Source organism: Variovorax sp. KBS0712, assembly GCF_006323185.2.
Classification (GTDB): domain Bacteria; phylum Pseudomonadota; class Gammaproteobacteria; order Burkholderiales; family Burkholderiaceae_C; genus Variovorax; species Variovorax boronicumulans.
The window spans coordinates 1-18,116 of sequence record NZ_VCCD02000005.1; the positions used below are offsets into that span (position 1 = coordinate 1).

Here is an 18,116-nt window from a genome sequence, read left to right on the forward strand (position 1 = left end):
CGAGCACCGCAGGGGAGCCGCGCAGCGGCCGGCGCAGTGGGGGCGACCGCGCCGTGCCGCGCACCGGGCGCTCCCAAAGAGGCAGCGAACAAAGCGCTCATGCCACAACCCTCCGAAGGCTGCTCACGTCATCCACAGTCCCAAGGTAAGCCTCGATCACCCGCGAATCCGCCTGCACCTCACGCGGAGACCCCGTAGCCAGCACCTCGCCCTGATTCATGGCAAGCACGCGATCCGACACCTTGGAAACCAGCGACATGTCGTGCTCGACCATCAACACCGACACCCCCAGCTCATGCTGGATGTCCTGAATCCAGAACGCCATGTCCGCCGTCTCCTCGACATTGAGCCCCGAAGAAGGCTCGTCGAGCAGCAGCAGCTTGGGCTCGGTGCACAGCGCGCGCGCCAGCTCCACCACCTTGCGCACGCCGTAGGGCAGCCCCGCCACCATCGAGTCGCGGTAGTGCTGCAGGTCGAGCAGGTCGATCACCTGCTCCGCCTTCTCGCGCGCCGCGATCTCGGCGCGGCGCGTGGCCGGCGTGAAGAACACCTCGCTCCAGAACCCCGTCTGCCGGTGCGTGTGGCGCCCGATCAGCAGGTTGTGCAGCACCGTCGCATGCTCGAACAGCTCGATGTTCTGGAAGGTGCGCGCAATGCCCAGCGCGGCAATCGCGTGCGGCGCCTGCTGCGTGAGCGCGATCGCCCCGCCCGCCTCGCCATGCCAGGTGATCTCGCCCGTGGTTGGCGTGTAGATGCGGCTGATCAGGTTGAACACCGTCGTCTTGCCCGCGCCGTTCGGGCCGATCAGCGTGAACACCTCGCCGCGCCGCACATCGAAGCTCACCTTGTTGACCGCCAGCACGCCGCCGAAGCGCACGCTCAGGTCTTTCGCGGAAAGAAGGACGTCGTTGCTCATCTCAGCCGGTCCGATTTGGTGAACGACTTCTGCCGCTTGAACAGCCCCTTGCGGTAGAACGGGAAGAGTTGCAGCCAGGTGCGGATCTTGAGCCAGCGCCCGTACAGCCCCAGCGGCTCGAACAACACGAAGGCGATCAGCACCAGCCCGTACACCAGCCCCTGCAGGCCGGGCGCCTGGCCGACCACCGCCGGCAGCCAGTCCTTGCCCATCGAGATCAGCTGCGGCATCGCGATGAGAAAAATCGCACCGAGGAACGCGCCGTGCACCGAGCCCAGCCCGCCGATCACCACCATCAGCAGCAGGTCGATCGACTGCAGGATGTTGAACTGGTCCGGCGAGATGAAGCTCAGCTTGTGCGCATACAGCGCACCGCCCAAGCCAGCGAGCGCCGCAGAGATCGCGAACGACATCGTCTTGTAGCGCGCCAGGTGGATGCCCATGCTCTGCGCCGAAATCTCCGAATCGCGGATGGCGACGAAGGCACGCCCCGTCGGCGAGCGCAGCAGGTTCAGGATGCCCAGCGTGGACACCACCGCGACCACCAGGCACAGAAAGTAGAAGCCTTCGCCCGAGCCCAGCGACCAGCCAAACAGCTGCGGCGACTTCACATGCAGGCCCGCATTGCCGCCCGTCACGCTTTCCCAGCGCGCGAACACCTCCTCCACGATGAAGCCGAAGGACAGCGTCGCGATGCCCAGGTAGATGCCCTTCACACGCAGCGCCGGCATCGCCACCACCACGCCCACCACCGCCGACAGCGCGGCCGACGCCAGCAGCGCGAGCGGGAACGGCACGCCCATGTTCGTCAGCACGCCCTGCGTGTACGCGCCCGTTCCGAGAAAGGCCGCATGCCCGATGGAGAACTGCCCCGTGAAGCCCGCCAGCAGCATCAGCCCCAGGCCGACGATGCCGTAGATCAGCACGAAGGTCAGCTGCGCGAGCCAGTACTCGTCGATGACCCACGGCGCGACGAGCAGGAAGGCCACGAGCAGGCTGTACCAGAGCACGTGGCCGCCGTGCCGCGCGAGGCGGATGTCCTGGTCGTAACTGGTCTTGAAGATGAAGCGCATATGAGACTTACACCTTCTTGCGCAGCTTCTCGCCGAACAATCCGTTCGGCTTGATCATGAGCATCAGCAGCACCACGATGTACGGCGCCGTGTCCTTGAAACCGTCGGGCAGATAGAAGCCCGCGAACGACTCGACGATGCCGATCACCAGCCCGCCGACGATCGCGCCCGGCAGGCTGCCGAAGCCCCCCACCACTGCCGCCGGAAAGGCCTTCAGGCCGATGAAGCCCATGTTCGCGTGCACGAAGGTGATGGGCGCCAGCAGCATGCCGGCGATGGCCGCCACGGCGGCCGCGAGCCCCCACACCAGCCCGTTGAGCCGCTTCACCGGAATGCCCATGTAGTAGGCCGCGAGCTGGTTCTGCGACGAGGCCTGCATCGCGATGCCCAGCTTGCTGTAGCGGAACATCGCGTACAGCAGGCCGCACAGGATCGCGGTGGCCACGATGATCACGAACTGCTCGAGGTTCACCACCAGCTCGCCGAGCTTCCAGATCTGGTCCTTGTAGGGCACGGCCAGCGTGTGGGTGTCGGTGCCGATGCCCGGCACCATGGTGATGAGGCCGCGCGCCACATACGCGATGCCGATGGTCAGCATCACGATCGAGAACTGCGGCTGCCCGAGGATCGGGCGGATCACCACCAGCTCGAGCAGCACGCCGAAGGCCGCCATGGCCACCACGGCCAGGAGCGCCGCGAGCCAGAACGGCATGCCGAAGAGCGACATGCCCGCGAAGGCACCGAACGCGCCGAGCATCATCAGGTCGCCCTGCGCGAAGCTCACCGTTTCGGTGGCCTTGTAGATCAGCACGAAGCCCAGCGCGATGAGGCCGTAGATGCACCCTTGCGCGATGCCCGAGAGCAGGAGTTGGAGGATCTGCATGCGATGCCGTCCCGCGCGCCGTTACTGCCGGAACCCGCCGGCCGCGTCGTGCAGCGCGAGGCGGCGCGAGCCTGCCACGATGTCGCTGGGCTTGAGCCCGTAGACCTGGCGGATCGAATGGCTGAAGTGCGTGGAGTCGGGGTAGCCGGTGTCCAGCGCGATGTCGGTGAGCGTGCCGCTCTGGTGCACGTAGCGCAGCAGGCTGCGCGCGCGCTTCCAGGCCCGGAAGCCGCGAAAGGCCATGCCCGTCTCCTGCTTGAACAGGTGCAAAAAGCGCGAGAACGACAGGTGCACCGAGGCCGCGCAGTCTTCCGCCGAGGCGGGCGCGGCCGGGTCGGCCACGAGCATGTCGACCACCTTGCGGATGCGCGCGTCGAGCGGGCGCGGCGTGAGCGGGCCGTCGAAGAACAGCGCGTCGAAATCGAAGCCGTCGAAGTCGATGCCGCGCGCCGAGGCCGCCAGCAGGTGGGCATGGACCTCGCGCATGCGCTGCACGAAGGCCGGCGCATCGACCGGGCCGCAGTGCTGCAAGAAGGCCGGCATGCGCGCGGGATCGACCGACTCCGATTCGATCAGCAGGTTGAAGATCAGCGGGCAGGCGCTCTCGACCTGGTGCGGCACGTGCGGCGGCACCACGATGAACTCGCCGCTTTGCCAGGCCCCGCCGCCGATGCGGATGCGGTTGGGCGGCGCACCGGCGGGCGACACGTACACGCCGTGTCCGCCCATGGCGCGCTCGGCGGCGGCGCCGAGCAGCCCGGCGTAGAAGACGCGCTGCGGCGTGAGCCACATGAGGCGTTCGCCCTGCCGTGCATCGCCGCCCGAAGGCGTCGACGTCCTGGTTCGCTGCATGGTGTCTGTCTCCTGCATCGGTCGACGACGTCCGACCGGGGGGTGGCGTCGTGTTCGCTGGATCGTAGCGGCGGGGGCCTTGCGCGCGGCATCCATTTGCGCGGGGACTTTCCCTAGGCCGACGCGAACGCGCGGCGCAGTTCCGCCGCGCACAACGCGACGGCGGTGCGGGCCTCGTCGAGCACCTTGCCCATGGTGATGAAGCCATGGATCTGGCGCTCGAAGCACACGTAGTTCGCGCGGTTGCCGGCGGCCGTGAGCGCCTCGGCGTAGGCCGCACCTTCGTCGCGCAGCGGGTCGTAGCCGGCCGTGAGCACGAGCGCCGGCGGCAGGCCCGACAGGTCGGTGTGCAGCAGCGGCGAGGCGCGCCAGTCGAGGTCGTGCTTCGCGTCGGTGATGTAGTGGTCGTGGAAGTAGGTCATCGTGTCGCGCGTGAGCAGGTAACCCTGCCCATTCGCCTGGTGCGACGGATGGCCGCGGCGCATGTCGGTGGCCGGGTAGATCAGGAGCTGGAACACGATCGGCAGGTCGCCCGCATCGCGCGCGGCGATCGACGCCACGGCCGCGAGGTTGCCGCCCGCGCTGTCGCCGCCCACCGCGAGGCGGCTCGCATCGAGCCCCAGCGCGGCGGCCTCGCGGCGCACCCAGCGGGTGGCGGCGAGCACGTCGTCCACGGCGGTGGGGAAGCGGTGCTCGGGCCCCATGCGGTAGTCGACCGCGACCACCGCGCAGCCCGCGCCGTTGGCCAGCTCGCGGCACAGCACGTCGTGCGTGTCGAGGTCGCCGATGACCCAGCCGCCGCCGTGGTAGTACACGAGCACCGGCAGCGGGCCCGGGCCTGCGCCGAGCGGCTTGTACAGCCGCACCGCAATGGTGCCGTGCGGCCCGTCGGCGGCGAGGTCGCGCACCTCGGCGACCTCGGGCGGCAGCGGCTGCGTGGCGGTGCGGCGCTCGCGGTAGTAGGCCCGCGCGTCGGCGGGCGACAGGGTGTGGGTCGGCGGAATGCCGCGCGCTTCGATGAAATCCAGCAAGGCGCGCGCCTGGGGATGCAGCATGGTGTCTCCGGTGAATCGAACGGAGCGCTCAGTGTGGAGGGCGGGGCGCCTGCGGGCTATCCGCATGCACCCGCACCCGACCGGCGTCCTGGCGACAAGACCCGCACCATGCCCGCACCGCTGCGGGGTCGCTTGCGAAAACTGGCTACCGGGGCCCGGCTCGCGGGTTCACCCGGAGAACCGCGCAGAAGGTGTGAATGGACCCGGCGTGGCCGAGCAGCCCGCTCAGGCGCGTCCAATCAAGGCGCAAAGCGGAGCCATAGCTCGGGCTATGGCGAGCATTTGCAACGCAGAGTGGGCGTGTCTGAGCGGGATGAGCGGACATGACGGGTTCGTTCACACCTTCTTAGGCCGTGCGGGGCTTCACGCGCGAAGCGGCTTCCTTGGCCAGCTTGCGGGCCGTGTCGGTGTCGGCCGCGTGCACCAGCGCCACGCCCATGCGGCGCTTGACGAAGCTCTCGGGCTTGCCGAACAGGCGGATGTCGCTGCCGGGCACCTGCAGCGCCTCGGCCACGCCGTCGAAGGCGATGCCGGTGGCGTCCACGCCGCCGTAGATCACGGCGCTGGCGCCCGGGCTCTTGAGCGAGGTGTCGACCGGCAGGCCGAGGATGGCGCGCGCATGCAGTTCGAACTCGTTCTGCCACTGCGTGGCCATGGTGACCATGCCGGTGTCGTGCGGGCGCGGGCTGACCTCGCTGAACCAGACCTCGTCGCCCTTCACGAACAGCTCCACGCCGAACAGGCCCTGGCCGCCCAGGTCGGCGGTGACGGCCTGCGCGATCTGCTGGGCCTTCTGCAATGCGGCCGGTGCCATGGGGTGGGGCTGCCAGCTTTCCACGTAGTCGCCGCTGACCTGCACGTGGCCGATGGGGTCGCAGAACTTCGTTTCGACGGCGCCCGTCGCATCCTTGGCGCGCACGGTCAGCAGCGTGATCTCGTAGTCGAAGTCGATGAAGCCCTCGACGATCACGCGGCCATGGCTCACGCGGCCGCCGGCCATGGCGTAGTCCCAGGCCTTCTGCACGTCGGCCGGGCCGTCGATCTTGCTCTGGCCCTTGCCGGAGCTGCTCATCACGGGCTTGACGATGCAGGGATACCCGATGCCCGCGTCGATGGCGGCCTGCAGCTCGGCCAGCGAGTCGCAGAACTTGTAGGGGCTGGTCGGCACGCCCAGCGTCTCGGCCGCCAGGCGGCGGATGCCTTCGCGGTCCATCGTGAGGCGGGCGGCGCGGGCCGTGGGAATGACGCGCACCACGCCCGCGTCTTCCAGCTGCTGCAGCATGGGCGTGGCGATGGCCTCGATCTCGGGCACCACCAGCGTGGGCTTCTCGGCCTCGATGAGCGCCTTGAGCTGGTCGGGGTCGCTCATGGTGATGGTGCGCGCGTGGTGCGCCACCTGCTGGCCGGGGGCGTTCTCGTAGCGGTCGACGGCGATGGTCTCGACGCCCAGGCGCTGCAGGGCGATCAGCACCTCCTTGCCGAGCTCGCCGGAGCCGAGCAGCATCACGCGGGTGGCGGAAGGGGACAGGGGGGTGCCGAGGGTGGTCATGCGAGGGCTCGAAAAATGGGGTTGAAAACAATCGCAGCACTGTAAGCCACCCCGGGCCGGTGTCGCCCACGGGAACGGCGGCCCCTCCGGGCTGATTCACAATGACCGCCATTGCGCGACGGCGGCCTTGCGCCCGCCCTCGCCTCCGATTTTCTTTTTTTGTTTCAAGGAGCATTTTTCATGACGATTCAAACTGTGGGCATCATCGGCGCCGGCACCATGGGCAACGGCATTGCCCAGGCCTGCGCGGTGTCGGGTGTCAACGTGGTGATGATCGACGTGGCCCAGGCCGCCGTCGACAAGGGCATCGCCACCATCTCGGGCAGCCTCGACCGCCTGATCAAGAAGGAAAAGCTCACGGCCGAGCAGAAGGCCGCCGCTCTGGCGCTGATCAAGGGCTCGACCGACTACAACGACCTCAAGGGTGCGCAGCTGGTCATCGAGGCCGCCACCGAGAACCACGCGCTCAAGCTCAAGATCCTCAAGCAGGTGGACGATCTGGTCGGCCCCGAGGTGATCATCGCGTCGAACACCTCGTCGATCTCGATCACGCAGCTGGCCGCCGCCACCTCGCGCGCCGACCGCTTCATCGGCATGCACTTCTTCAACCCGGTGCCGATGATGGCGCTGGTGGAGCTGATCCGCGGCTACCTCACGAGCGACGCCACGCACGACGCGGTGAAGGCGCTGGCCGAGAAGCTGGGCAAGTCGCCCATCACGGTGAAGAACGCGCCGGGCTTCGTGGTCAACCGCATCCTGGTGCCGATGATCAACGAGGCTTTCTTCGTGCTGGCCGAGGGCCTGGCCACCGCCGAGGACATCGACGCTGGCATGAAGCTGGGCTGCAACCAGCCCATCGGCCCGCTGGCGCTGGCCGACATGATCGGCCTCGATGTGTGCCTGGCCGTGATGGAGGTGTACCTCGAGCAGTTCGGCGATTCCAAGTACCGCCCCTGCCCGCTGCTCAAGGAAATGGTCGCCGCCGGCCAGCTCGGTCGCAAGACCGGCCGCGGCGTCTATACGTACTGATCCGCAGCGCCACGACGACAACAACAAGGAGACAAGACCGATGACTGCGACCCCCACCACCCCGCCCGCCGAAGGCTGCATCGACACGCAGGTGCTCGACCACGTGCTGCTGATCGGCATCAACCGCCCCGCCAAGCGCAACGGCTGGACGCCGCCGATGTTCAAGCAGCTGGCCGAGGCCTACACGCGGCTGGACGACGACCCGAGCCTGCACGTGGGCGTGCTGCATGCCTTCGGCGACCACTTCACGGCGGGCCTGGACCTGCCGGCGGTCACCGAGTACATGAAGCGCGGCGAGAAGGCGATCCCGGCCGGGCTGGTGGAGCCGCACGACTTCGGCCTGGAGGGCTACCGCCGCCGCACCAAGCCGATGGTGGCGGCCGTCAAGGGCATCTGCTTCACGGTGGGCATCGAGCTGATGCTGGGCGCCGACATCGTGGTGGCGGCCGACAACTGCCGCTTCTCGCAGATGGAAGTGCAGCGCGGCATCATGGCCACGGGCGGCGCCACGCTGCGCATGGCCGAGCGCGCGGGGCTGGGCAACGCGATGCTGCACCTGCTCACGGCCGACGAATTCGACAGCGCCGAGGCCTATCGCCTGAACTTCGTGCAGAAGGTGGTGCCGGCCGGGCAGGAGCTCGACGCGGCGCTGCAGATCGCGCAGCGCATCGCGGCCCAGGCGCCGCTGGCCGTGCAGGCCACGCGGCTCAACGTGCTCAAGGCGATCGAACACGGGCCGCTGGCGGCCGTGGCGGAATTCATCGAGACGCAGAAACGCCTGTCGAACAGCGAGGACGCGGCCGAGGGCGTGCGCTCCTTCATCGAGCGCCGGCCTGCGCGTTTCAGCGGCCGTTGAGGCTGTTGATTTCCGGTCCGTTTCTGTCGTCCACTGGAGCCCGTTGCATGCCCTCTTCTTCTGTGTCGTCGTTTCTCTTCTTTCAACGCACGGCGCTGGCCGCCGCCTTCACCCTTCTTGCCGTGAACACCAGCCTCGCCCAGACCCCGCCGGCGCCCGCGCTGCCTGATCCCGCCGCCACCTCGGTCGAGGCGCTGGGCTGGATGCAGGGCTTTCCGCCGCCGCCCGACAAGCAGATCACCTTCGACAACCCGGTCGGCGGCGTGTACCCGCGCATCCGCTGGAGCTTCTCGCACGTGCGCGAGACGGTGCCCACGGCCAACGTGTGGCGCGGCCCCGGCGCCGCCAGCCCGCTGCCGGCGGCCAAGCCCCGCTTCGACATCGAGGCCGTGCGCTTCCAGCCCATGGGCGGTGGCGAGGCGCAGACCTTCGGCCAGATGATCGCGCGCACCTACACCGACGGCATCCTGGTGCTGCACCGCGGCCAGGTGGTCTACGAAAAGTACTTCGGCGCGCTCACGCCCGAGCGGCCGCACCTGGCGATGTCGGTCACCAAGTCGTTCGTGGGCACGCTGGCGGCCATCCTCGCCAACGAGGGCACGCTCGATCCGTCGGCGCCGGTCACCAAGTACCTGCCCGAGCTCAAGGACACGGCCTACGGCGACGCCACGGTGCGCCAGGTGATGGACATGACCATCGGCGTGCGCTACTCCGAGAACTACGCCGATCCGAAGGCCGAGGTCTGGGACTATGCGCGCGCCGGCGGCATGCTCACCCAGGGCGCCAACTACACGGGCCCGAAGTCGTTCTACGAGTTCCTGACGACGCTCAAGAAGGAAGGCACGCACGGCGACGCCTTTGCCTACAAGACGGTCAACGCCGAGGTGCTGGCCTGGATCGTGCGCCGCGCGTCCAACCGCTCGCTGGCCGACCTGCTGAGCGAGAAGATCTGGCGCCGCATCGGCGCCGAGCAGGACGCGTATTTCATGGTCGACCGCATCGGCACCGAGTCGGGCGGCGGCGGCCTGAACACCGTGCTGCGCGACATCGCGCGCTTCGGCGAGACGCTGCGCAACGGCGGTCGCGCGCCCAACGGGCAGCAGGCGATCGCCAAGGCGGTGGTCGACGACATCCAGCGCGGCGCCGATCCGGCGAAGTTCGCGAAGGCGGGCTACGCGCTGCTGCCGGGCTGGAGCTACCGGAACATGTGGTGGGTCTCGCACAACCCGCACGGCGCGTACATGGCGCGCGGCATTCACGGCCAGAGCATCTACGTCGATCCGAAGGCCGAGATGGTGATCGTGCGCTACGCCGCGCACCCGATCGCCGCCAACGCGGGCAACGACCCGCTCACCCTGCCCGCCTTCCAGGCCATGGGCGAGGCGCTGATGAAGCCCGAGCCCTGACGAGGCGGTGAGGACGGGTCAGCCGGCCGCCGCCGGGGCCCGTGCCTTCGCGATGACGAGCAGGCCGTCCATGATCAGGCTCTCGACCAGTTCGAAATCTCCGTTCATGGCGGGCGCCATCTTCCAGCCCGCGCCGCCGGTCATGAAGCAGGCCGGCTCGGCGCCGCAGTGCGAGCGCACGTGCTGCACCATGCGCTCGACCGCACCCGCGATGGCGTAGGTGCCGCCGCTGGTCAGCGCGTCGCTGGTGTTGGTGGGGAATTCGCGCACCTCGCCGGTGGGCACGTGCAGGCCCGCCGTGCCCGATTCGAGCGCGCGCAGCATGATGCCGTGGCCCGGCAGGATCAGGCCGCCCAGGAACTTGCCGCTGGCATCGATCGCCTCCACGGTGACGGCCGTGCCGATCAGCACCACCACCATCGGCCGCTCGGGCCCTTGCGACAGCATGCGGTGGCGCGCGCCGATCATGGCCACGAAGCGGTCGGCGCCCAGCCGCGTCGGATGGTCGTAGCCGTTGACGATGCCGGCCTCGCCTGCGCTCGACACCACCCAGCGCGGGGCGCAGTCGAAGCGTTCGGTGATCTGCTCTTCGGCGCGCCGCCGCAAGGTGTCACCGGCCACGACGCAGCCCAGCATGGAACCGGGCGCCGGCAGCTCGGCCCAGGGGCCATCGGCCAGGCGTTCGATGTGGTCGAGAAACTCGGCACCATGGGCCTGCAGTGCCGCACCGGGGAAGGCCCCCTCGTAAAGCGCCCACTTGAGCCGGGTGTTGCCGATGTCGATGGCGAGGAAGGGGGAAGACATGCGCGCGATTATTGCGACTTTGTTGTTATTCCTGCTGGCGCCTCTTTGACAGTCGCGGCGCGGGCCTACGCGGAGGGTCCCGGTTCCGCCGCTACATTCGCCTTTTCCATCCACCACGGCACAAGGAGAAAACCATGGGATTGCTCAGCTTCATCAAGGAAGCCGGTGAAAAACTGTTCGGCGGTTCGTCGGCCCAGGCGGCCACGCCCGATGCGAACACGGCAGCTGCCGCGGCCATCAAGACCTACATCGAGACCCAGAACCTCGGCCTCACCGGACTGGAAGTGACCTACACCGCCAGCAGCGGCGTCGTCACCCTCGCGGGCCAGGCGCCCTCGCAGGAAGCCAGCGAGAAAGCCGCGCTCGCCGCGGGCAACGTGGCGAACGTGACGAGCGTGGACAACAACCTCGTCGCCCCCGCCGCACCGCCCGCCCAGTACCACGACGTGGTGCGCGGCGACACGCTCTCGGCCATCTCGAAGAAGTACTACGGCGACGCCAACAAGTACAACGTGATCTTCGAAGCGAACAAGCCGATGCTGTCGCACCCCGACAAGATCTATCCGGGACAGAAGCTGCGCATTCCCGCGCTCTGATCACCGCAACGGCGCCTCGCTAGGCGCCGTTGTGCCGCCAGGCCCCTGGCGAAACGCCGTACTCGCGCTTGAACGCGCGATTGAAAGCGGCTTCCGATTCGTAGCCCACGCCTTCGGCGATGCGCGCCAGGTTGCCCTGGTCCTTGCGCAGCATGCCGGCGGCCAGGACCATGCGCCAGCGCGCCAGGTAATGCATGGGCGGCGCGCCCACCAGTTCGGTGAAGCGGTCCGCCAGCACGCTGCGCGAGACGTGGATTTCCTGTGCCAGTGCGTCGACCGTCCAGTTGCGCGCGGGCTCGGCGTGCATCAGCGCCAGGCAGCGGCTCACGTGGGGGTCGCGCAGGCCCGCCAGCCAGCCCGGGTTGTTGGCGGGCATGGATTCGATGTAGCCGCGCAGCACTTCGGTGAACAGCACTTCCGCCACCTTCGCGGCCACCATCTCCGAGCCGGGCGTGTGCGAAGCCGCATCCCCCAACACGAAGTTGACCGACTGCTCGATCCACGGGCCTGCCGGCCTGCTGCGCAAGGGCGTCGTGAACAGGCGCGGAATGTTCGCCATGACAGGGTTGGGCGCGTCGCCTTCGTACGCGAACCAGCTGCACACCAGCAAGGTGCGCTCGCCCTGGCCGCCATAGCGCACGCGCGCCAGCTCGGGCGCTCGCGGACTCACCACATGCGACATGTCCACCGCCGCATGCTGCAGGCCGCTGCCCAGCACATGCGAGTCGCCATGCGGCGCGGCGATCACGTCGCCGGCGTGCGCGCGCAGTGGCGCCTCGCCTTCGACCTGGGCCCAGCATTCGCCTTGCAGCACGAGGTGGCAGATGGCCAGGCGCTGTGCGCCGGGCCTGAGCACCTGCGCGATGTCCGCGCCCCTGGGTACCTTGAAGCACCAGGGTGCATACATGTCCCCGTTCAGGAACAGCGCGCCCTCCAGGCGGATGGTCCGCAGCACGTCCGACAAGACATCCATGGTCACCTCCCGGCAAGCGAGGGCGGGGTTTCGGTCAACAAGTCCGGCGAGACGGGCAATGCTGGGCGGCTGCGCGTCGGCACCATAGGCACTGGTCGCCTTCGACCGATTCTAGACAGGAGTACCGCCATGCCCAAGTTCGTCATCGAGCGAGAGATCCCCGGCGCCGGCCAGTTCACCGCGGCGGACCTGAAAGCCATCTCGCAAAAATCCTGCGGCGTGCTCAGCAGCATGGGCACCGACATCCAGTGGATCCACAGCTACGTGAGCGACGACCGGATCTACTGCGTCTACCAGGCCACCGACGAGGCCCTCGTGCGCCGGCACGCGGAACTCGGCGGCTTCCCGGCCAACCGCGTGGACCGGGTGTACAGCGTGATCGACCCGGCCACGGCCGAGTGAGGCGCGCGGCGCGCTCTAGTTCTGGCGCCAGGGCAGCCCGCGCTTGCGCCAGCCACCGGTCAACCCGCGGTGCCCGTTCTCGTCCGGGTTGCCCTCGAAGCCTTCGAGGATGTTGTAGGCCTGCGCGCCCAGCTCGGTCGCCCGCTTCGCCGCCGCGATCGAGCGCACGCCGCTGCGGCACAGCAGCACCAGCTTCTTGCCGCCCTCCGCGGCGGCGCGCACGCCGTCGTCGAAGGCCGGATTGATCGCCATGCCCGGCCACTGCTTCCAGGCCAGCGGCACGGCGCCGGGCACGTAGCCGACCCACTCGCGCTCGGCGTCGGTGCGCACGTCCACCAACACGGCCTCGCCGCTCGCCATCCACTGCGCCGCCTGCTCGGGCGTCACGTCGCCGGCGTAGCCTTTTTCTCCAACGGGTTCACTCATGGTTGCTTTCTCTCTCGAATCTCTAGGGTAAGCCCGGAGCCTTTGACGGCTGCGGGCGATCGATCTGCACGCCGGATGATGGAATTTTTCACCGGTTCGTGAAAACCCTGTTTGTCACAAGGTGTGGCGCGCCAAAGATGGCGGTCGCGGCCAGTCGAAACCATAACGTGAAGACGACGGCCTGGGTGTTCCGGTCAGAGAACTATATGGAGAGACACATGACAGACAGCAAATCGCCCCGCCGTCGCAGCCTTCTCAAGGGCGCGGCGGTGGCCGCAGGCGCGATGTCCGCGCCGATGGTCAGCATGGCCCAAACCACGTCGCTGCGTTTCCAGAGCACCTGGCCGGCGAAGGACATCTTCCACGAGTACGCCAACGACTTCGCCAAGAAGGTGAACGACATGGCCGGCGGGCGCCTGAAGATCGAGGTGCTGCCCTCGGGCGCCGTCGTGCCCGCCTTCCAGCTGCTCGAAGCGGTGAACAAGGGCACGCTCGACGGCGGCCACGGCGTGGTGGCCTACCACTACGGCAAGAACTCGGCGCTGGCGCTGTGGGGTTCGGGCCCCGGCTTCGGCATGGACGCCAACACCGTGCTGGCCTGGCACAACTACGGCGGCGGCAAGGCGCTGCTCGACGAGATCTACAAGAGCCTGAACATGGAAGTGGTGTCGTACCTGTACGGCCCCATGCCCACGCAGCCGCTGGGCTGGTTCAAGAAGCCGGTGGCCAAGGTCGAGGACATGAAGGGCCTGAAGTTCCGCACCGTGGGCCTGGCCGTGGACATGTTCACCGAGATGGGCACGGCGGTGAACCCGCTGCCCGGCGGCGAGATCGTGCCCGCGCTGGACCGCGGCCTGATCGACGCGGCCGAGTTCAACAACGCCTCGAGCGACCGCGTGCTGGGCTTCCCCGACGTGGTGAAGAACTGCATGCTGCAGAGCTTCCACCAGTCGGGCGAGCAGTTCGAGGTGCTGTTCAACAAGGGCAAGTACAGCGCCATGCCGCAGGAGCTGCGCTCCATCATCGACTACGCCGTGCAGGCCGCCAGCGCCGACATGAGCTGGAAGGCGGTGCAGCGCAACTCGCAGGACTATGCCGACATGAAGAAAGCCGGCATCAAGTTCTACAAGACGCCCGACGCCGTGCTGCGCGCGCAGCTCGCGGCCTGGGACAAGACGATCGAAAAGAAGGCCGGCGAGAACCCGCTCTTCAAGAAGGTGCTGGAGTCGCAGCGCGTGTTCGCCGAGCGTGCGCTGCAGTGGCAGAACGACTATGGCGTCGACTTCAAGATGGCCTACAACCACTACTTCGGGAAAAAGAAGAGCTGACGCTTCCCGTCGACGCGCACGTCGCTCCTGCGCGCGCCTTCCCCCCACACAGGGGGCAACACCGGTGGCCCGGCACGCCGGCGCCACGGTGTTCCATGAACGGGCCTCGCCCATGCTGCTGCCGCCATGACCATCCAACGCTTCCTCCACGCCGTCGACCGGTTCAGCATGCTGGTGGGCAAGACCTTCTCGTGGCTCATCGTCGCGCTGATGCTGCTGGTGTGCGGCGAGGTGTTCAAGCGCTATGCGCTGAACGCGCCCACGGCCTGGATCTTCGATGCCAACAACATGCTGTACGGCACGCTCTTCATGATGGGCGGCGCCTACACGCTCTCGCAGGCCGGCCACGTGCGCGGCGATTTCTTCTACGGCAGCATGAAGCCGCGCACGCAGGCGGCGCTCGACCTCGTGCTGTTCGCCCTCTTCTTCCTGCCCGGCGTGGTGGCGCTCACCTGGTCGGGCTGGACCTACTTCGGTGAATCGCTCGCGATGCGTGAACAGACCTTCAACGCCGACCCGATTCCGGTGTACCCCTTCAAGTTCGTGATTCCCGTGGCCGGCGCGGTGCTGCTGGTGCAGGGCATCGCCGAGATGGTGCGCTGCGTGCTGTGCCTGAAGACCGGCGTGTGGACGCCGCGCCTGAAGGACGCGGAAGAAATGGACGTGGTCGGCGACCAGCTCGCCAGCAGCAGCTACGTGAACGAGGCCGACAAGCGCGAGGTGATCGAGAAGGCCCACGCCATCGAACAGGCTGCGCAGCAACGCAAGAGCGACACGACGGGAGGCGCGGCATGAGCGAACCGGCACTCGGCCTGCTGATGCTGGGCCTGATCGTCTTCGTGATCATGCTCGGCTTTCCCACGGCGTTCACGCTGATGGGGCTGGGCATGTTCTTCGGCTTCATCGCCTTCTACGACCCCGCCTCGCCCTGGCTCGACAACAAGGTCTTCGACCTGATGGTGCAGCGCGCCTTCGGGGCCATGACCAACGAGACGCTGCTGTCCATTCCGCTCTTCGTGCTCATGGGCTACGTGATGGAGCGCGGCGCGCTGGTCGACAAGATGTTCCACAGCGTGCAGCTCGCCTTCCGCCGCGTGCCGGGCTCGCTGGCGGTGACCACGCTCATCGTGTGCACCTTCTGGGGCATCGCGAGTGGCCTGGTGGGCGCGGTGGTGGTGCTGATGGGCGTGATCGCCATGCGCCCGATGCTCAACGCAGGCTACGACACGCGCCTGGCGGCCGGCGTGATCACGGCCGGCGGCACGCTGGGCATTCTCATTCCGCCCTCGGTGATGATCATCGTGTACGCGGCCGTGGCCGGGCAGTCGGTGGTCAAGCTCTATGCGGCGGCGATGTTCCCGGGCTTCTTCCTCGCCCTGCTGTACCTGATCTACGTGATCGGCTGGGCCGTGCTGCAACCGAAGGTGGCGCCCAAGATGCCGATCGACCAGCAACGCGCCCCCATCACGCCCTGGGTGGCCCACCTCGCGGCCAGCTACTCCCCGCGCATGCTGCCCGCGCTCGCCGCGGCCGTGGTGGCGCCGGGGCGCGCCTTGCGCGGCGCGGTCGAAGGCGTGCGCCTGAGCTGGTGGATGCTGCTGCGCGGCCTGCTGAGCGCGCTGGTGCCGCTGGCGCTGGCCGCCGTCACGCTGGGTTCGGTGTGGTGGTACGTGACCATCTACTCGCAGAAGGACAACAACGCGGCGGCCCCGGTGGCCACGCAGCAGGCGACGCAGAAGACCGGCGATCCCGCAGCCGCCGCGCCGGCCGTAGCCGAACCGTCCGGCACCGGTCTGGCCGAGCCGCCGAGCACCGACGAACCCGCGAACACCACCGAAGGCAGCGGCCTGCAGGAGCCCCCCGGCGGCGTCGAGGAACCTCCGGGCAGCGAGCCCGCCGCCGCCCCTGCCAGTGAAGGTGGCCTGCAGCAGCTGGGCGACGCGGTCGAGGCACCCAAGACCGCGGCGGTGCCCGATGCCTTCTACACCGGCTTCTGGGTGGCCTGCCTCTTCACGCTCGCGCTGCTGGGCTGGTACTACTGGCGCATGGACGCGGAGCAGTTCGAAATTTTGCGCATGCTGGTGTCGTCGGTGATGCCGCTGGCCACGCTCACGCTGGTGGTGCTGGGCGTGATCCTGTTCGGCATCACCACGGCCACCGAGTCGGCGGCGGTCGGCGCGGCCGGCGCCTTCCTGATGGCGTGGCAGGCCGGCACGCTGAACTTCAAGAAGATCAAGGAGGCGGTGTTCCTCACGCTCAAGACCACCTCGATGGTCTGCTGGCTGTTCGTGGGCTCGGCGCTGTTTTCGGCGGTGTTCGCGCTGCTGGGCGGCCAGCGCATCGTCGAGGAATGGGTGCTGAGCATGAACCTGAGCCCGCTGCAGTTTTTGCTGCTGTCGCAGGCGATCATCTTCGTGCTGGGCTGGCCGCTGGAGTGGACCGAGATCATCGTGATCTTCGTGCCCATCTTCCTGCCGCTGCTGGCGCACTTCCAGATCGATCCGCTGCTGTTCGGCGTGCTGGTGTTCGTGAACCTGCAGGCGGCGTTCCTGTCACCGCCGGTGGCGATGTCGGCCTTCTATTTGAAGGGGGTGTCGCCGCCGCACGTGACGATCAACCAGATCTTCGCGGGGATGATGCCGTACATGCTGATCGTCATCCTGTGCATGGTGTTCATGTACATCTGGCCGGGGCTGACGCTGTGGCTGCCGCAGTACCTGTACGGTTGAGTTCAGGCTGAGGCCGGACGCCGCGCGAAGCGGCGGCGCTCCAGCAGCTCGAACAGGCCCATGCCCAGCAGCATGGCGCCCACGAAGACCAGCGCCTTGACATCGCCCGTGCCGAGCGAGACCAGCGCGGGGCCGGGGCAGAAGCCCGCGATGCCCCAGCCGACGCCGAACAGCAGGCTGCCGCCGACCAGGCGGCGGTCGATGTGGCGCAGGCTGGGCAGCGTGAGCGGCCCACCGAGCAGCGAGGCCTTGCGACGGCCCGCGAGCAGGAAACCGACGGTGCTCACCGCCACCGCGCCGGCCATCACGAAGGCGAGCGACGGGTCCCAGGCGCCGCCCAGGTCAAGAAAGCCCAGCACCTTGGCCGGATTGGCCATGCCGGAGACGATGAGACCGAGCCCGAAGACAAGGCCGGCGAGCAAGGAAGCAATGGCGGTCCACATGGCAGGTCTCCTGGTTCAGAAGTTCAACAGGTGGCGCACCGCGAACACCGTGGCGAACCCCGCGGCCATGAACGCCAGCGTGGCGACCAGCGAACGCGGCGAGCGCCGCGCCAGCCCGCACACGCCGTGGCCGCTGGTGCAGCCCGCGCCGTAGCGCGTGCCCACGCCCACCAGCAGGCCGGCGATTGCGAGCGTGCCGTAGCCCGCGTCGATCTGCGCCGCGGGCAGCACGGCGAACAGCCCGTAGACGAGCGGTGCGCCGACCAGCCCGAGCACGAAGGCCGCGCGCCAGGCCATGTCGCCCTTCATGGGGCGCAGCAAGCCGCCCAGCACGCCGCTGACGCCGGCGATGCGTCCGTTGAGCAGCACGAACATCGCCGCGGAAAGTCCGATGAGCACGCCGCCGGCCAGTGCGGCCCAGGGCGTGAAATGAGGCCAGTCGATGGTGGGCATCTTCAGTTCTCCTTCGGGCAGTAGAGGCGGTACAGCACCGCCAGGATCTCGAGCAGGGCCGGGTCGGCCACGCGGTAGTAGATGTTCTTGCCCTCGCGGCGGGTGTCCACCACGCCTTCGGTGCGCAGCACCGACAGCTGCTGCGACAGGGTGGGCTGGCGGATGCCCAGCGTGCTCTCGAGGTCGCTCACGCACATCTCGCCCTGCGAGAGCTGGCACAGCAGCAGCAGCCGGGCCTCATGGGCCAGCAGCTTGAGCACGGCGACGGCCTGGCCGGCGGCGCTGCGCAGCAGTTGGGGGTCGATGGCGTGGGTCGGGGTCTTCATGGGGAAATGACAGTTCG

General features: G+C 68.2%; 20 protein-coding genes. 8 read left to right on the forward strand and 12 right to left on the reverse strand.

Features of this window, described 5'->3' with window-relative positions:
- Positions 1-97 precede the first annotated feature (97 nt).
- The 6 genes from FFI97_RS30695 to purT all read right to left on the reverse strand — a co-directional run bounded on the left by FFI97_RS30695 (position 98) and on the right by purT (position 6,328).
- Positions 98-916 (reverse strand): ABC transporter ATP-binding protein, encoded by an 819-nt coding sequence (locus FFI97_RS30695; RefSeq protein WP_095747054.1) that lies wholly within the window; start codon positions 914-916, stop codon positions 98-100.
- Complete coding sequence (locus tag FFI97_RS30700) at positions 913-1,989, reverse strand: branched-chain amino acid ABC transporter permease (RefSeq protein ID WP_139700436.1); 1,077 nt, start codon at positions 1,987-1,989, stop codon at positions 913-915. The genes FFI97_RS30695 and FFI97_RS30700 overlap by 4 nt, the downstream gene beginning before the upstream one ends.
- 7 nt (positions 1,990-1,996) lie before the next feature.
- Complete coding sequence (locus FFI97_RS30705) at positions 1,997-2,872, reverse strand: branched-chain amino acid ABC transporter permease (RefSeq protein WP_070061875.1); 876 nt, start codon at positions 2,870-2,872, stop codon at positions 1,997-1,999.
- A 21-nt stretch (positions 2,873-2,893) separates the two neighbouring features.
- On the reverse strand, positions 2,894-3,724 hold the full coding sequence (locus FFI97_RS30710) for a helix-turn-helix domain-containing protein (protein WP_095950254.1): 831 nt from the start codon (positions 3,722-3,724) through the stop codon (positions 2,894-2,896).
- A 113-nt stretch (positions 3,725-3,837) separates the two neighbouring features.
- On the reverse strand, positions 3,838-4,779 hold the full coding sequence (locus FFI97_RS30715; protein WP_139700437.1) for an alpha/beta hydrolase: 942 nt from the start codon (positions 4,777-4,779) through the stop codon (positions 3,838-3,840).
- Positions 4,780-5,125: 346 nt separating this feature from the next.
- Positions 5,126-6,328, reverse strand: a complete 1,203-nt coding sequence (gene purT, locus FFI97_RS30720; protein ID WP_139700439.1) for a formate-dependent phosphoribosylglycinamide formyltransferase — start codon at positions 6,326-6,328, stop codon at positions 5,126-5,128.
- Positions 6,329-6,508: 180 nt separating this feature from the next.
- Here purT and FFI97_RS30725 point away from each other — a divergent pair, with 180 nt between their 5' ends.
- Genes FFI97_RS30725 through FFI97_RS30735 form a run of 3 tightly spaced genes read left to right on the forward strand, consistent with a single transcriptional unit; the run spans position 6,509 to position 9,619 of the window.
- Complete coding sequence (locus FFI97_RS30725; RefSeq protein ID WP_095950257.1) at positions 6,509-7,357, forward strand: 3-hydroxybutyryl-CoA dehydrogenase; 849 nt, start codon at positions 6,509-6,511, stop codon at positions 7,355-7,357.
- Between the two features lie 40 nt (positions 7,358-7,397).
- A complete protein-coding gene (locus tag FFI97_RS30730; protein WP_101491348.1) occupies positions 7,398-8,213 on the forward strand; it encodes a crotonase/enoyl-CoA hydratase family protein in 816 nt (271 codons plus the stop codon).
- Between the two features lie 47 nt (positions 8,214-8,260).
- Positions 8,261-9,619 (forward strand): serine hydrolase domain-containing protein, encoded by a 1,359-nt coding sequence (locus FFI97_RS30735; protein ID WP_139700441.1) that lies wholly within the window; start codon positions 8,261-8,263, stop codon positions 9,617-9,619.
- A gap of 18 nt (positions 9,620-9,637) precedes the next feature.
- On the opposite strand, the gene FFI97_RS30740 is transcribed toward FFI97_RS30735, so the two are convergent.
- Positions 9,638-10,423, reverse strand: coding sequence for a type III pantothenate kinase (locus FFI97_RS30740; RefSeq protein WP_062478816.1), 786 nt, complete (start codon positions 10,421-10,423; stop codon positions 9,638-9,640).
- A gap of 134 nt (positions 10,424-10,557) precedes the next feature.
- Between FFI97_RS30740 and lysM the strand changes: the two genes are divergently transcribed.
- Entirely contained in the window at positions 10,558-11,019 is a 462-nt protein-coding gene (gene lysM, locus FFI97_RS30745) for a peptidoglycan-binding protein LysM (protein WP_139700443.1), read from the forward strand.
- Positions 11,020-11,038: 19 nt separating this feature from the next.
- Here the strand turns inward: lysM and FFI97_RS30750 are convergent, their stop codons facing one another.
- Positions 11,039-11,992 (reverse strand): AraC family transcriptional regulator, encoded by a 954-nt coding sequence (locus tag FFI97_RS30750; protein ID WP_139700444.1) that lies wholly within the window; start codon positions 11,990-11,992, stop codon positions 11,039-11,041.
- 129 nt (positions 11,993-12,121) lie between these two features.
- Here FFI97_RS30750 and FFI97_RS30755 point away from each other — a divergent pair, with 129 nt between their 5' ends.
- Entirely contained in the window at positions 12,122-12,394 is a 273-nt protein-coding gene (locus tag FFI97_RS30755; RefSeq protein WP_062478823.1) for a DUF4242 domain-containing protein, read from the forward strand.
- A gap of 15 nt (positions 12,395-12,409) precedes the next feature.
- Here the strand turns inward: FFI97_RS30755 and FFI97_RS30760 are convergent, their stop codons facing one another.
- Positions 12,410-12,820 (reverse strand): rhodanese-like domain-containing protein, encoded by a 411-nt coding sequence (locus tag FFI97_RS30760; protein ID WP_139700445.1) that lies wholly within the window; start codon positions 12,818-12,820, stop codon positions 12,410-12,412.
- 218 nt (positions 12,821-13,038) lie between these two features.
- Between FFI97_RS30760 and FFI97_RS30765 the strand changes: the two genes are divergently transcribed.
- The 3 genes from FFI97_RS30765 (at position 13,039) to FFI97_RS30775 (ending at position 16,877) form a co-directional block, all read left to right on the forward strand.
- Positions 13,039-14,148 (forward strand): TRAP transporter substrate-binding protein, encoded by a 1,110-nt coding sequence (locus FFI97_RS30765; RefSeq protein WP_139700446.1) that lies wholly within the window; start codon positions 13,039-13,041, stop codon positions 14,146-14,148.
- A gap of 126 nt (positions 14,149-14,274) precedes the next feature.
- The gene (locus FFI97_RS30770; protein ID WP_139700447.1) at positions 14,275-14,943 is read left to right on the forward strand and encodes a TRAP transporter small permease subunit; all 669 of its coding nucleotides are present in this window, start codon (positions 14,275-14,277) and stop codon (positions 14,941-14,943) included.
- A complete protein-coding gene (locus FFI97_RS30775) occupies positions 14,940-16,877 on the forward strand; it encodes a TRAP transporter large permease subunit (RefSeq protein WP_139700448.1) in 1,938 nt (645 codons plus the stop codon). Before FFI97_RS30770 ends, FFI97_RS30775 begins: the two co-directional genes overlap by 4 nt.
- A 2-nt stretch (positions 16,878-16,879) precedes the next feature.
- Here the strand turns inward: FFI97_RS30775 and FFI97_RS30780 are convergent, their stop codons facing one another.
- The 3 genes from FFI97_RS30780 to FFI97_RS30790 are packed head-to-tail and all read right to left on the reverse strand — an operon-like array spanning position 16,880 to position 18,099.
- Complete coding sequence (locus FFI97_RS30780) at positions 16,880-17,320, reverse strand: YeeE/YedE family protein (protein WP_139700449.1); 441 nt, start codon at positions 17,318-17,320, stop codon at positions 16,880-16,882.
- A 15-nt stretch (positions 17,321-17,335) separates the two neighbouring features.
- Positions 17,336-17,773 carry a YeeE/YedE family protein gene (locus tag FFI97_RS30785; protein ID WP_139700450.1) on the reverse strand — a complete coding sequence of 146 codons (438 nt, stop codon included), beginning with the start codon at positions 17,771-17,773 and terminating at the stop codon, positions 17,336-17,338.
- Between the two features lie 2 nt (positions 17,774-17,775).
- Positions 17,776-18,099 (reverse strand): ArsR/SmtB family transcription factor, encoded by a 324-nt coding sequence (locus FFI97_RS30790; RefSeq protein ID WP_062478840.1) that lies wholly within the window; start codon positions 18,097-18,099, stop codon positions 17,776-17,778.
- Positions 18,100-18,116: the final 17 nt, after the last annotated feature.

What these genes read in the sequence shown, in the direction of transcription:
- FFI97_RS30695 (WP_095747054.1), bottom strand. Translation starts at nt 916, where the DNA reads ATGAGCAACGACGTCCTTCTTTCCGCGAAAGACCTGAGCGTGCGCTTC.
- FFI97_RS30765 (WP_139700446.1), top strand. Translation starts at nt 13,039, where the DNA reads ATGACAGACAGCAAATCGCCCCGCCGTCGCAGCCTTCTCAAGGGCGCG.
- FFI97_RS30705 (WP_070061875.1), bottom strand. Translation starts at nt 2,872, where the DNA reads ATGCAGATCCTCCAACTCCTGCTCTCGGGCATCGCGCAAGGGTGCATC.
- FFI97_RS30755 (WP_062478823.1), top strand. Translation starts at nt 12,122, where the DNA reads ATGCCCAAGTTCGTCATCGAGCGAGAGATCCCCGGCGCCGGCCAGTTC.
- FFI97_RS30700 (WP_139700436.1), bottom strand. Translation starts at nt 1,989, where the DNA reads ATGCGCTTCATCTTCAAGACCAGTTACGACCAGGACATCCGCCTCGCG.
- purT (WP_139700439.1), bottom strand. Translation starts at nt 6,328, where the DNA reads ATGACCACCCTCGGCACCCCCCTGTCCCCTTCCGCCACCCGCGTGATG.
- FFI97_RS30710 (WP_095950254.1), bottom strand. Translation starts at nt 3,724, where the DNA reads ATGCAGCGAACCAGGACGTCGACGCCTTCGGGCGGCGATGCACGGCAG.
- FFI97_RS30780 (WP_139700449.1), bottom strand. Translation starts at nt 17,320, where the DNA reads ATGTGGACCGCCATTGCTTCCTTGCTCGCCGGCCTTGTCTTCGGGCTC.
- FFI97_RS30760 (WP_139700445.1), bottom strand. Translation starts at nt 12,820, where the DNA reads ATGAGTGAACCCGTTGGAGAAAAAGGCTACGCCGGCGACGTGACGCCC.
- FFI97_RS30715 (WP_139700437.1), bottom strand. Translation starts at nt 4,779, where the DNA reads ATGCTGCATCCCCAGGCGCGCGCCTTGCTGGATTTCATCGAAGCGCGC.
- FFI97_RS30735 (WP_139700441.1), top strand. Translation starts at nt 8,261, where the DNA reads ATGCCCTCTTCTTCTGTGTCGTCGTTTCTCTTCTTTCAACGCACGGCG.
- FFI97_RS30770 (WP_139700447.1), top strand. Translation starts at nt 14,275, where the DNA reads ATGACCATCCAACGCTTCCTCCACGCCGTCGACCGGTTCAGCATGCTG.
- FFI97_RS30740 (WP_062478816.1), bottom strand. Translation starts at nt 10,423, where the DNA reads ATGTCTTCCCCCTTCCTCGCCATCGACATCGGCAACACCCGGCTCAAG.
- FFI97_RS30750 (WP_139700444.1), bottom strand. Translation starts at nt 11,992, where the DNA reads ATGGATGTCTTGTCGGACGTGCTGCGGACCATCCGCCTGGAGGGCGCG.
- FFI97_RS30785 (WP_139700450.1), bottom strand. Translation starts at nt 17,773, where the DNA reads ATGCCCACCATCGACTGGCCTCATTTCACGCCCTGGGCCGCACTGGCC.
- FFI97_RS30790 (WP_062478840.1), bottom strand. Translation starts at nt 18,099, where the DNA reads ATGAAGACCCCGACCCACGCCATCGACCCCCAACTGCTGCGCAGCGCC.
- lysM (WP_139700443.1), top strand. Translation starts at nt 10,558, where the DNA reads ATGGGATTGCTCAGCTTCATCAAGGAAGCCGGTGAAAAACTGTTCGGC.
- FFI97_RS30725 (WP_095950257.1), top strand. Translation starts at nt 6,509, where the DNA reads ATGACGATTCAAACTGTGGGCATCATCGGCGCCGGCACCATGGGCAAC.
- FFI97_RS30775 (WP_139700448.1), top strand. Translation starts at nt 14,940, where the DNA reads ATGAGCGAACCGGCACTCGGCCTGCTGATGCTGGGCCTGATCGTCTTC.
- FFI97_RS30730 (WP_101491348.1), top strand. Translation starts at nt 7,398, where the DNA reads ATGACTGCGACCCCCACCACCCCGCCCGCCGAAGGCTGCATCGACACG.